Origin of the sequence: Gluconacetobacter tumulicola (assembly GCF_014174215.1) — a bacterium.
Classification (GTDB): domain Bacteria; phylum Pseudomonadota; class Alphaproteobacteria; order Acetobacterales; family Acetobacteraceae; genus Gluconacetobacter; species Gluconacetobacter tumulicola.
The window spans coordinates 60,912-73,211 of sequence record NZ_JABEQL010000018.1 but is presented as its reverse complement, the minus strand read 5'-3'; the positions used below and the strand labels follow the sequence as shown (position 1 = coordinate 73,211).

The 12,300-nt window shown below is 67.1% G+C and carries 9 protein-coding genes; 8 read left to right on the top strand and 1 reads right to left on the bottom strand.

Features of this window, described 5'->3' with window-relative positions; all coding sequences use genetic code 11:
- On the top strand, nucleotides 1–328 hold a 328-nt coding region (locus HLH29_RS13405; protein WP_182967627.1), incomplete at its 5' end, for a TolC family protein.
- 25 nt (nucleotides 329–353) lie between these two features.
- Here the strand turns inward: HLH29_RS13405 and HLH29_RS13400 are convergent.
- Nucleotides 354–2,687, bottom strand: a complete 2,334-nt coding sequence (locus tag HLH29_RS13400) for a TonB-dependent receptor (RefSeq protein ID WP_182967625.1) — start codon at nucleotides 2,685–2,687, stop codon at nucleotides 354–356.
- A 443-nt stretch (nucleotides 2,688–3,130) separates the two neighbouring features.
- Here HLH29_RS13400 and HLH29_RS13395 point away from each other — a divergent pair, with 443 nt between their 5' ends.
- From HLH29_RS13395 to HLH29_RS13365, 7 genes are read left to right on the top strand one after another with little or no spacing between them, the layout of a single operon-like run.
- A complete protein-coding gene (locus HLH29_RS13395; RefSeq protein WP_275944185.1) occupies nucleotides 3,131–4,261 on the top strand; it encodes an FAD-dependent monooxygenase in 1,131 nt (376 codons plus the stop codon).
- Nucleotides 4,262–4,276: 15 nt separating this feature from the next.
- Nucleotides 4,277–4,771 carry a (2Fe-2S)-binding protein gene (locus HLH29_RS13390; RefSeq protein ID WP_182967623.1) on the top strand — a complete coding sequence of 165 codons (495 nt, stop codon included), beginning with the start codon at nucleotides 4,277–4,279 and terminating at the stop codon, nucleotides 4,769–4,771.
- Entirely contained in the window at nucleotides 4,771–8,406 is a 3,636-nt protein-coding gene (locus tag HLH29_RS13385) for a molybdopterin cofactor-binding domain-containing protein (RefSeq protein WP_182967621.1), read from the top strand. The genes HLH29_RS13390 and HLH29_RS13385 overlap by 1 nt, the downstream gene beginning before the upstream one ends.
- Complete coding sequence (locus HLH29_RS13380; protein ID WP_182967619.1) at nucleotides 8,403–9,722, top strand: solute carrier family 23 protein; 1,320 nt, start codon at nucleotides 8,403–8,405, stop codon at nucleotides 9,720–9,722. The genes HLH29_RS13385 and HLH29_RS13380 overlap by 4 nt, the downstream gene beginning before the upstream one ends.
- Nucleotides 9,713–10,756: a M29 family metallopeptidase gene (locus HLH29_RS13375; RefSeq protein ID WP_182967617.1), complete on the top strand. Its 1,044-nt coding sequence runs from the start codon at nucleotides 9,713–9,715 to the stop codon at nucleotides 10,754–10,756. Before HLH29_RS13380 ends, HLH29_RS13375 begins: the two co-directional genes overlap by 10 nt.
- Complete coding sequence (locus HLH29_RS13370; protein ID WP_182967614.1) at nucleotides 10,753–11,385, top strand: isochorismatase family protein; 633 nt, start codon at nucleotides 10,753–10,755, stop codon at nucleotides 11,383–11,385. Before HLH29_RS13375 ends, HLH29_RS13370 begins: the two co-directional genes overlap by 4 nt.
- A 25-nt stretch (nucleotides 11,386–11,410) precedes the next feature.
- Entirely contained in the window at nucleotides 11,411–12,163 is a 753-nt protein-coding gene (locus HLH29_RS13365) for a maleate cis-trans isomerase family protein (RefSeq protein WP_275944184.1), read from the top strand.
- Nucleotides 12,164–12,300: the final 137 nt, after the last annotated feature.

Here is a 12,300-nt window from a genome sequence, read left to right as displayed (position 1 = left end):
GGTCGAGGACGCGATGGCGGCCTGGCATGACGATGTGGAACATACCGAATTGCTGCACCGCGCGGCCGAGGACAGCCGGCTGGCCAGCGACCGCGCGCGCAAGCTCTACAGTGCCGGCCTCGTGGGCTTCCTCGAGGTGCTGACGACCGAGCGCACCGCCCTGGCGGCGGAGAATGCCGAGGCCGAGGCGCGGCTGGAGCGGTTGCAGGATGCGGTCAATCTCTACACCGCCATGGGCGCGGGCTGGCAGGGCGTGACCGTCACCGCCACCACCCTGCCCGTCTCGCTGGAAAAGCAGAACGTCCTCGCCCGCGCCTTCAGGGAGTAGGCGCGGGGAGGCCGTTGCGGCATGCTCAGAAGTTGGCGCTGACCGTGCCGAAGAACTGTCGGGGCGCACCGATCAGCATCGACTGATAGTCGCCGGCGATGGGGTTGCCCTGCACGCCGACGGTGGAGATGTAGGTCGTGTTGGTCAGGTTGTAGATATTGAAATCGACGGTGATGTTGTGCAGCGGGCCGTGATCGCCGCCGCGCACGCGTACGCCCAGGTTGGTCTGCCAGTAGCCGGGGACATGGGTGTCGTTCATGTAGCTGAGATAGCGGCGTGACATGTAGTTGGCGTCGATATGTGCCATCACCGGGCCGTAGGAGTAGCTGAGGCTGGATTTGTACATCAGGTCCGGATAGTTCGGGATGTTCTTGCCGGACAGGTTGTAGGTCACGCCGCCGGTCGTCAGGTTGCTGTCGAATCGCTGCCGGCTGTAGCTGATGCTGTTATACAGCGACATTCCGTCGATCGGGTTCAGCGTCAGGCTGCCATCCACGCCCCAGATATGCACGCCGCCGACATTCTGCATCGTCGACTGGTTCTGGATGATCGATGCGCCGGAGGTGATCGTCTGCAGACGGTTTGAAAAATCCGTGTGATACAGGCTGATCAGCCCGACTGCGCGGTGCATCGTCAGGCGATAGCCCAGCTCGTACACCCAGTCCTCTTCCGGCTTCAGGTTCTTCTTTGCGTTCTGGAACGAAGCCATGGTGGTGACCGACCAGGGCGAGCCGAGCGAATAGCCGGCCTGCGGGTAGGCGCGCATGTTCTTCGAGACGTCGAAATAGAGTTCGTTATGCGGCAGGAAGCGCCAGTTGGCGCTGACCTGCGGCAGGAAGGCGTTCGATGCCGTGAGGCTGCCGGCGGGCAGGTTGGCGACGCCGGTATATTTCTGGTTGTTCTCCGTGACGCCGCTGCGCGCCGTGACCAGCAGCGAGCGGAACCCGGCATGTACCGTCAGGTTGGGCAGGATCTTGTAAGTGTCCTGAAGGTAATACTGGAACGTGTTGGTATTGAAGACGTTGCCCCATGCCTGGGCGAAGGGCTGCGGCAGGGCGCCGAACGGGTCGATCGGGTTGCCCTGGCCCAGGATCGGCTCCTGATAGTAATATTGCCCCATCGTGTAATGATCGTTTTCATACCACAGGCCGGTGTTGAACGTGTTTTTCTGCCAGCGCCAGGTATAGCCCGATGTCAGCCCGTAGCGCTGGAAGCCCGAACGGCGGACCTGTTCGGCCAGCGGCGCGCCGTTGGGCGACGTGATGTGCGGGTTGGTCCAGTGCGTGTCCAGCGAATCGCCATGGCCGTAGATCGTGGTCTTCCAGTCCATGGCACTGTTCAGCTTCGTATCCAGCGTCAACCCGCCGAAATAATCCTGGCTCAGCGCGGGGTCGTCGTAATAGGCGACGTCCCTGGGGCTGCGGGTCAATTGCTCGCCATGGGAATAGATGCCCTGGGCCGCGCGATAGGCCGTGGTGTAGTCGGGATAATAATAATCGACCCGCGTGCCGAGCTTGTGGATGGTTTCCAGCGATTCGACGGCGTACGAGGCCTCCGCCATGTCGGACCAGTCGAAGAAGCCCGTCAGCTTGGTGGATTCGCCGATGGGCTGGACGAACTTGGCATTGACCTGCTGCTGGAACTGCCCGGCATGGCCCTTCCATTTATCGTCTGAAGTGCGGGCGTAGGAGACGTAGAATTTGGTGCCTGACGGGTTGAGCTGCCCGCTGTCGATGCGCCCGAAGGTGCGGAAGGTGGCGTTGCTGCCGAAGGTCTGCGCCACCTTGCCGCCGAAATGGTCGGAGGGATCGAGGGAATAGAACTGGACGGTGCCGCCCAGATTGCTGCTGGACGCCACGTCCAGCGAGCCCGCGCCCTGCGAGACGCTCAGGCGCTTGATGTTCTCCGGGCTGATCGCGTTGTTCACGTTCAGGCCGTTATAGGCGCGATAGGTCTGCGCGCCCAGCGGCATGCCGTCCAGCGTGAAGCCGAGCTGATCCTGCGAGAAGCCGTGCATGTAGATGCTCTGGCTCCAGGTATCGATGCCCAGCGGATCGGCTGAGGTGAAGGCGACGCCGGGCATCTGGTTCATGATCTTGTAGGGGCTGGTGCCCGGCACGGAGCGGGAGATCTGGCTGGTACTGATCGTCTGGACCTGGCGGGTCGAACCCGATCCAACCACCGACACCTGTTCGGCATCGGCCGCCGCCGGGCGGGAGGGGGCAGCCCGTGCGGGCCGGGCGGCGGGGTGGCCGGTCGTGGTTCCCGTCGTGTCCGGGGTCGGCTGACCGAATGCGTACCCGGTTGCGCCGGCCAGGATGGTCGTGACCATCAGCGACGTGGCAAGGGTTCGGGTCATGGTCTCCATGATGGTATCCATCCTGTCTGCGTATGGGGGTTTTCTGACGGGAGCCGCGGTCCGCCGCGTCGTTGCGATAGTGGTATGGAACGGGTCTGCAATGTCAATAAACAATGTAGGCGTTGTTTATCGATTCAGGACGGGATTCATCCTGTTTTCGTTCCGGATGGGTTTTCTGTGGTACCGAAACCACGAATCGCAGACCGATGCGTGGGCCACCCACCCTGTCTCATCTCATGTCTTCACGTCATTATAAGGATATATGGAGAGGTGGCGGTCGGAGTCGTGGAGCGGAAACGAAACGGTGACCGGACGGTGGGGCGGCTGTCGGGGGCGGCCGGAATGTGGTGGTTTCGGACCGTCAATATCCTTGCGTATCAGGAATGGTATGTATACCTTCTGTCTGGACGGATGAACGCCCGGCTGGGCATGCGGAAGGCAGGATGATGGTCGAAGCGCGGAGAATTGGCATCGTGGGCGCCGGGCTGGGGGGCACCGCGGCCGCCGGGTTGTTGCAGCGCGCCGGGTTCGAGGTGACGCTGTACGATCAGGCGCCGGCCTTCTCGCGACTGGGGGCGGGCATCCAGTACGGGCCCAACGTCATGAAGATCATGCGCCGGCTGGGGATCGAGCAGGCGATCGAGGACGCGTCCAGCCATCCGGAATACTGGTTCAGCCGCAAATGGGATGACGGGGCCTATCTGTCGCGCATTCCGCTGAATGCCGAGCATGCGCGCTATGGCGCCACCTACATCACCATCCATCGCGGCGACGTGCACAGCATCATGATCGGCGCGGTGCCGCCGGACCTGGTCCGGTTCGGCAAGAAGCTGGTCGATTTCCAGGAACGGGCGAACGATGTCCTGCTCTCCTTCGAGGACGGGACCACCGATGTGGTCGACGTGCTGGTCGGCGCGGACGGCATCAATTCGCGCGTGCGCGAGAAGCTGCTGGGTCCGGAGGCGCCGCTGTTCACCGGCTGGGTCGCGCATCGCGGCATCCTGCCGATGGCGCGCCTGTCGGGGCTGGAGGTCGAGCCCTGTGTCAAATGGTGGTCGGCCGACCGGCACATGATGGCCTATGCGCTGGATGGCACGCGCGAGGAATTCTATTTCGTCACCGGCGAGCCGGCGGAAAGCTGGCCGGCCGGCGTGCCGTGGGTGCCCAGCACGCGTGAGGCGATGCGCGAATCCTTCAAGGGCTATCACGAACTGGTCCAAGCCTATATCGACGTGGCCGACACGATTACGAAATGGCCGCTCTATACGCGCAACCCGCTGCCGCTGTGGCATGCCGGGCGGGTGGTGCTGCTGGGCGATGCCTGCCATCCGATGAAGCCGCACATGGCGCAGGGTGCCGCCATGGCGATCGAGGATGCGGCGATGCTGACCCGCTGCATGACGGAACTGGGCACGCGGGACCTGTCGCGGACTTTCGAGGCCTATCGTGCGCATCGCATCGAGCGGGCCTCGCGCGTGCAGCAGGTCTCCAATGCCAACACCTGGCTGCGGAATCAGGAAGATCCTTATTGGGTGTATGGATACGACATTTATGACGTCGACCTGACGGCCTGACGCGGGGAGGGGGCGATGCCACCGGCGATGGTCCTGACGGTCAATGACACACGCCATGTGCTGGACGTGCCGCCGGACACGAAGCTGCTGCATGTGCTGCGCAACGATCTGGGCCTGAACGGGCCGAAATATGGCTGCGGTCTGGGCGAATGCGGCGCCTGTTCGGTGCTTGTCGGCGGGCGGGTCGCGCGGTCGTGCGGGCTGGCGGTCGGGGACGTAGCCGACTGGCCGGTGACGACGCTGGAAGGGCTGGCGCGCGACGGTGTGCTGGACCCGGTGCAACGCGCCTTCGTGGCCGAGCAGGCGGCGCAGTGCGGCTATTGCCTGAACGGGATGGTCATGACCGTGCGGGCGTTGCTGAATGTCGATCCGGCGCCTGATGATGCGACGCTGCTGGCGGCGTTGCGCGGCGTGCTGTGCCGTTGCGGCACGCATGTCGAGATCCTGCGTGCCGCCCGGCTGGCCTGCGGGCTGGCGGGCGGCACGGCGACGGGCGGGGAGGCCGCCTGATGGGGGGCGTGGCGGAGCCGGGCGGGTCGTTGACCGTCGTCCGTGCCGCGCGGCCGCCCGGCGGGCTGGTGGCGCGTGGGGCTTCGGACGACGTGCCGGCGGATGAGGTCTTTCTGGTCGTGCAGGCCAGTGGTGCGGTCACCGGCTATTGCGGGCATGTCGATCTGGGCACCGGCATCCGCACCGCACTGGCCCAGATCGTGGCCGAGGAACTTGATGTGGCGCCGGATGCGGTGACCATGGTGCTGGGCCATACAGAGGTCGCGCCGAACCAGGGCGCCACCATTGCCAGCGAGACGATCCAGGTGACGGCCGTGCCGCTGCGCCGCGCCGCCGCCCATGCGCGGCGGGTGCTGGTGCGACTGGCCGCCGAGCGCATGGGCGTGCCGGCCGAAGGGCTGGCGGTGCGTGACGGCGTGCTGTCGGCCGATCCGTCAGGCAGCCATCCCTGGCCGGAAAACATGCTGCTGACCTATGGCATGTTGCTGGACGGGCGGACGTTGCGCGTACGGCTGGACGAGGCGGTGCCGGTCAAGGACCCCGCCGCCTATCGCGTGGTCGGGCGGCCAATGCCGCGCGTGGATATTCCCGACAAGGTCACGGGCCGCGCGGTCTATGTGCATGACGTGCGGGTGCCGGGCATGCTGCATGGGCGGGTGATCCGCCCGCCCTATGGCGGGTTCGACCACGGACCGTTCGTCGGGTGCAGCCTGATCGGCGTGGACCGGGACTCGGTGGCCGGACTGCCCGGCCTGGTCGATGTCGTGGTGCAGGGCGATTTCGTCGGCGTGGTTGCCGAGCGCGAGGAGCAGGCCGAGGAGGCCGCGCGCCGGCTGCGCGTGTCGTGGCGTCAGGTCAACCTGCCGGATCTGTCGGATCTGGAAGCGGCCCTGCTGGCCAACCCGTCCACCCCGCGCCGGCTGCTGGACCGGGGCGACGTGGATGCGGGGGCGGAGAACGCGGCGATCCGCATGGACCGGACCTATCTGTGGCCGTACCAGATGCATGCCTCGATCGGTCCGTCCTGTGCTGTGGCGGACTGGCGGGGTGGACGCCTGACGGTATGGTCCGGCACCCAGAACCCGCACATGCTGCGCGCCGACATCGCCTTGTTGACCGGGCTGGAGGAAGGCGCCATTGCCATCGTCCGCCATGAGGCCGCCGGCTGCTACGGACGAAACTGCGCCGACGATGTGTGCGGCGATGCCGCCCTGCTGTCGCGTACCGTGGGCCGGCCGGTGCGGGTGCAACTGACGCGCGGGCAGGAACATGTGTGGGAACCGAAGGGGGCGGCGCAGCTCATGCAGGTGCGTGGCGGGCTGCGCGCGGATGGTACGCCGGCGGCCTATGATTTCTCGACGCGCTATCCCTCGAACGTCTCTCCGCTGCTGGCGCTGGTGCTGACTGGGGTCGTGCCGGCCGCCACGCCGGCCATCGTGCAGATGGGCGACCGGACGTCGGTGCCTCCTTATGGCTACGACAATGCACGCGTGACGGTGCACGACATGCCGCCGATCGCGCGGGCGTCGTGGTTCCGGGGCGTGTCGGCCATGCCCAACAGCTTCGCGCATGAATGCTATATCGACGAACTGGCCGAGGCGGCCGGGGTCGATCCGGTGGCGTATCGGCTGCGCTACCTGCCCGACGAACGGGCGGCCGAACTACTGCGTGCGACGGCACGGCGGGCGACATGGATGCCGCGCAGCGGGCCGCGCCGGGTCGATCCGGCGCAGCGTGTGCTGCGGGGGCGGGGCGTGGCCTACGCCCAGTATGTGCATGGTGCCTTTCCCGGTGTGCCGGCGGCCTGGGCGGCGTGGGTCGCGGATGTCACGGTCGATCGCCTGACCGGGCACGTCGCGGTCACGCGGGTCGTCGTCGGGCAGGATTCGGGGATGATGGTCAACCCGGCAGGGGTGCGGCACCAGATCCATGGCAACGTCATCCAGTCCGTCAGCCGTGCCCTGCGCGAGGACGTGGCGTTCGACCCTGCCGGCGTCGCCAGCCGCGAATGGGGCACCTATCCGCTGCTGACTTTCCCCGAGGTGCCGGACATCGACGTGCTGCTGATGGACCGGCAGGACCAGCCGCCGCTGGGCGTGGGGGAGTCGGCCTCGGTGCCCAGCGCGGCGGCGATCGCCAATGCACTGCATGACGCGACCGGCGTGCGGTTTCGCGAGGTGCCGTTTACGCCGGAGCGCGTGCGCGCCGCACTGGATGCGGCGCTGGGGGTGTTTCGGGAAATCGAAGATGTACCACAGCCTCTGCCGCAATTGATGCCGGCGGGGCCGACGCCGAAGCCCGCGCAGGCGCGGCTGCGTGGCTGGGTGGGGCTGGCGGCGGTGGGGACGCTGCTGTCGGGCATCGGCGGGCTGGCGGTGATGGCATCGCCCTGGCGGCCGGGCATCGCGCCGGTGGCGCGGCCGGACCCGGCGCGCTGGTCGGCGGCGACGATCGCGCGCGGGCGGGACGTAGCGGCAGCGGGCGATTGCGCGGTGTGCCATACCGCGCCGGGCGGCATGGCCTATGCCGGCGGGCTGGAACTGGAGACGCCGTTCGGCATCGTGCGCTCTACCAATCTGACGCCGGATGAGGAAACCGGGATCGGGCGCTGGTCCTATCCGGCGTTCGCGCGGGCGATGCGCGAGGGGATCAGCCGCGACGGGCATCACCTCTATCCCGCCTTTCCCTACACCGCCTTCGCGAAGGTGAGCGATGCCGACATGGAGGCGTTGTACGCCTACCTGATGGCGCGCGAGCCCGTGCGCAACGCGGTGCCGGAGACGAAGCTGGCCTTTCCGTTCTCGCTGCGTCCGCTGATGGCGGGGTGGAACGTGCTGTTTCATGACACGCGGCCTTTCGCGCCCGATCCGGCGCGCTCGGCGGAATGGAACCGGGGCGCCTATCTGGCCGAGGGGCTGGGCCATTGCAGCGCATGCCATACGCCGCGCAATGCGCTGGGGGCCGAGAAATGGCGCGGCGCGTGGCTGGGCGGCGGCATGGCGGAAGGGTGGGAGGCCCCGGCGCTGGGGAATTTGTCGCACTCGCCGGTGCCGTGGACGGCAGATGATCTGTTTGCTTATCTGCGCACCGGTTTTTCCGAACGGCACGGGCCGGCGGCCGGGCCGATGGCGCCGGTGGTGACGCATATGGCGACCTTGCCCGAGGCCGATGTGCGGGCGATCGCGGCCTATGTGGCCAGCTTCGACACCCGCGCGGCATCGCCCGATCGGGCGCAGGCGGTGGAGCAGGCCGCCGCGATCCGGGCGCGCGATGCCGCCTGGGCGGGCGAAGGCGCGCGGGTCTATGGCGGCAGTTGCGCCGCCTGCCATGAGGGGCAGGCCCCGCACATGTTCGGCGCCCGCCCCTCGCTGGCGCTGAACAGCAATGTCTCTGCCGATCGGCCGGACAATCTGGCGCAGGTGATCCTGCATGGCATTTCCCGCCCCGCCACGCCGGGCGTGGGGGCGATGCCGGGCTTCGCCGCCAGCCTGTCCGACGCGCAGATCGCCGCCCTGATGCGCCATATCCGCGTCACCTACGCGCCCGGACGCCCCCCGTGGGAGGGGGTGGAGGACGTGATCGCCCGCATACGCGCCGCCGGCACAGGAGAGCCCGGCACAGGAGAGCATCGATGAACGCGAACTGGCTACCGCGCTGGCGGCTGGCGACGGGCGCCGAGGTCGCGCCCGACGAGCGCCTGCCCCTGGGCATGACTCTGGCGATGGGCGTGCAGCATGTGCTGGCCATGGCGGGATCGACCATCATCGGGCCGATCCTGATGGGGTTCGATCCCAATATCGCCGTGCTGTGTTCCGGGCTGGGCACGCTGCTGTTCTTTCTGGTCACCGGCGGGCGGCTGCCCAGCTATCTGGGCACCAGCTTCTCGTTCATTGCCGTGGTGGTGGGGCTGACCGGCTATTCCGGCCATGGGCCGAACCCCGATGTGCCGCTGGCCGTGGGCGGCATCGTGGCGGCAGGGGCGCTGTATGCGCTGATCGGCGGCATCGTCTGCCTGACCGGTACCGGATGGATCGAGCGGCTGATGCCGCCGGTGGTGACCGGCGCGGTAGGGGCGGCGATCGGGCTGAATCTGGCGCCGGTGGCGGCGCGGGGGCTGGCCGGATCGACATCGGCGACGCTGACGGGGATCTTCACCTTTCTGGCGGTGGCGATGATCGCCGTGCATGCGCCGTCCGCGGTGCGCCGGCTCTCCGTGCTGTGCGGGCTGCTCGTGTCCTGCACCGTCTATGCGCTGGTGGCCAACGGGCTGGGGCTGGCGCCGCCGATCGATTTCGCCGCCGTGCGCGCCGCCCCCTGGTTCGGCTGGCCGGCGCTGGTCGGCCCGCGCTTCTCGCCGCACGCCATGATGCTGATCGCCCCCGTGGCGCTGGTGCTGGTGGCGGAGAATCTGGGGCATATCAAGGCGGTGGGCGCGATGACGGGGCGCGATTACGGCCCGCTGACCGGCCGGGCGTTCATCGGCGACGGGCTGGCGACGATGCTGGCCGGCTTCTGCGGCGGCACCGGGGTGACGACCTATGTCGAGAATATCGGCGTGATGGCGATTTCGCGCGTCTATTCCACGCTGGTGTTCGCAGCCGCTGCGCTGTTTGCCATCGCGCTGGGCTTCTCGCCCTTCTTCGGCGCGTTGCTGCGCGCCATTCCCGAACCGGTGATGGGCGGGCTGGCGCTCGGCGTGCTGGGGCTGATCGTCTCCACCATGGTGCGGATCTGGATCGACCATGCCGTCGATTTCGCCGATCCGCGCACGCTCTTCACCGTCGGTGCCACGCTGATCGCGGGGGCCGGCAATCTGACGCTGACGATCGGCGGCGCCACGCTGGGCGGCATCGCGGCGGCGACCCTGACCGCGATCGGCGTCAATCTGGTGCTGGGCCGGGGCCGCGCACCGTCTTCCACTTCATCCGGGGAACAGACACCATGCCCGTAAGCGATTGCGAACTTGTCGATGCATGGCGGCAGGTTCTGGACCTGTCCGGCATCGCGGCCGGCCGGACCGTGACCGTCCTGACTTCCAGCGACACCAATGCGCAGACAATGCGCACCGCCATCCTCGCGGCGCAGGCGCGCGGCGCGATCGTCAACCGGCTCGACCTGCTGCCGGTCAATGGCGGGGTGTCGCTGTCGCGCGATCCGCTGGCCTATGTCGGCACCACGCCGCTGACCGGCAATCACGCGGCGCTGGCGCTGCTGAAGGCCAGCGACCTGGTGCTGGACCTGATGACGCTGCTGTTCTCGGCCGAGCAGCACGAGATCCTGGCGGCCGGCGGGCGCATCCTGCTGGCGGTGGAGCCGCCCGAGATCCTGCTGCGCATGGTGCCCACGGCCGAGGATCGCGACCGCGTGCTGGCGGCCTCGAAGGTGCTGCGTGCGGCGCGGGAGATGCATGTGACCTCGGCTGCGGGAACGGATGTGCGCTTCACGCTCGGCGATTATCCGATCCTGGAGGAATATGGCTTCTGCGACCGGCCGGGGCGGTGGGACCACTGGCCCAGCGGCTTTCTGGCCACCTGGTCGAACGAGGGCACGGCCAGCGGTACCATCGTGCTGGACCGGGGCGACATCCTGCTGCCGCAGAAGGACTATGTGCGCGACCCCGTGACCTTCACGATCGAGAAGGGATACGTGACCGACATACAGGGTGGGCTCGAGGCCGATCTTCTGAAAGGCTATATGGAATCCTTCAACGATCCCGAAGTCTATGCCGTGTCGCATGTCGGCTGGGGGTTGCAGGAGCGCGCGCACTGGTCGGTGCTGGGCCTGTATGACCGCGAGGCGACGATCGGCATGGATTCGCGTGCCTGCGCCGGAAACTTCCTGTGGTCCACCGGCCCGAACAACGAGGCCGGGGGCACGCGCGACACCGCCTGCCATATCGACATCCCGATGCGCAACTGCACCGTCAGCCTCGATGGGCGGGCGGTGGTCCGTGATGGAAAACTGGTGAAGGAGACAGGGGAATGACGGGTCAGGAAACGGACGGCGCGCTGTATGCCCGGCAGGGATTCGGCCGCGAACTGGGGATCGTGGGGCAGGTGGGGCTGCTGATCGTCGATTTCGTCAATGGTTTTGCCGATCCGGCGGCGTTTGGCGGCGGCAATATCCCGCAGGCCATCGCACGCACCCGTCCGCTGCTGGACACCGCGCGGCGGCTGGGCTGGCCGGTGGCGCATACCCGCATCGTCTTCGCCGATGACGGGGCGGATGCCAACGTGTTCTCGGCCAAGGTGCCCAGCATGCTGGGCCTGACCGAGGACAATCCGGCCAGTGCCATCGTGCCGGAACTGGCGCCGGTGGCGGGGGAATATGTGGTGCGCAAGACCGTGCCCTCGGCGTTCTCCGGCACGCCGCTGGCGGCGTGGTATGCCCATCGGGGCGTGCAGACGCTGGTGGTCGCGGGTTGCGTCACCAGCGGCTGCGTGCGTGCCAGCGTGATCGACGCCATGTCGCTGGGCTTCCGCCCCATCGTCGTGTCCGACTGCGTGGGCGACCGCGCCATCGGCCCGCACGAGGCCAATCTGTTCGACATGGCCCAGAAATGCGGCGACGTGATGGACTACGACACGCTGCTGTCGCGCCTGTCCAATCGCTGACTTCCCTTCCACGCAGGATTTGTTCATGAAATCGCTTTATAGGATCGGGCAGATCGTCCCGAGTTCCAACATCACGATGGAAACCGAAATCCCGGCCTTGCTGGCGGCCCGGCAGTTGATCCGGCCGGAGCGGTTTCTGTTCCATTCCAGCCGCATGCGCATGAAGACGGTCAGCAAGGACGAATTGTCGGCGATGGACGCGCAGTCCGACCGGTGCGCGCTGGAGCTCAGCGACGCGCGCGTCGACGTGCTGGGCTATGCCTGCCTGGTGGCCACCATGTCGATGGGCGTGGGCTATCACCGCGTGTCGGAGGCGCGGCTGCATGGCCGCACGGTGGAGAACGGCGCGCCGGCCCCGGTGGTGACCAGTGCCGGCGCGCTGGTCGATGGTCTGGCCACGCTCGGCGCGCGCCGCATTGTGGTCGTCGCGCCCTACATGAAGCCGCTGACCCGGCTGGTGATCGATTACCTGGCCAGCGAGGGCTATGAGGTGATCGACCATGTGGCGCTGGAGATTCCCGACAATCTGGACGTGGCGGCGCATGATCCGCAGAATCTTCCGGGCATCGTCGCCGGTCTGAACTACAAGGATGCCGATGCCATCGTGCTTTCGGCCTGTGTGCAGATGCCCTCGCTGCCCGTGGTGCCGAAGGTGGAGGCCCTGACCGGCAAGCCGGTGCTGTCGGCGGCGATCGCCACGACCCATGCCATGCTGCGGGCGCTGGAGCTGGAACGGATCGCGCCCGGTGGCGGGGCGTTGCTGTCGGGCGCTTATTGAAGCGTTTCTGTTCTTTTTTGAAAAAAAGAACCAAAAACTTCTGATCTGTTCAGGAGCCTTGTGCGTGCGTGTTCCGAGGCTCCTGAACGAATAAAAGTCTTTTTGCTTCTTTTTCTTCAGAAAAAGAAGAATCCTGA

Bases quoted from the DNA above. Each gene is read 5' to 3' on its own strand.
- HLH29_RS13390 (WP_182967623.1), top strand. From the start codon at position 4,277: ATGCCACCGGCGATGGTCCTGACGGTCAATGACACACGCCATGTGCTG.
- HLH29_RS13365 (WP_275944184.1), top strand. From the start codon at position 11,411: ATGAAATCGCTTTATAGGATCGGGCAGATCGTCCCGAGTTCCAACATC.
- HLH29_RS13370 (WP_182967614.1), top strand. From the start codon at position 10,753: ATGACGGGTCAGGAAACGGACGGCGCGCTGTATGCCCGGCAGGGATTC.
- HLH29_RS13380 (WP_182967619.1), top strand. From the start codon at position 8,403: ATGAACGCGAACTGGCTACCGCGCTGGCGGCTGGCGACGGGCGCCGAG.
- HLH29_RS13385 (WP_182967621.1), top strand. From the start codon at position 4,771: ATGGGGGGCGTGGCGGAGCCGGGCGGGTCGTTGACCGTCGTCCGTGCC.
- HLH29_RS13395 (WP_275944185.1), top strand. From the start codon at position 3,131: ATGATGGTCGAAGCGCGGAGAATTGGCATCGTGGGCGCCGGGCTGGGG.
- HLH29_RS13375 (WP_182967617.1), top strand. From the start codon at position 9,713: ATGCCCGTAAGCGATTGCGAACTTGTCGATGCATGGCGGCAGGTTCTG.
- HLH29_RS13400 (WP_182967625.1), bottom strand. From the start codon at position 2,687: ATGACCCGAACCCTTGCCACGTCGCTGATGGTCACGACCATCCTGGCC.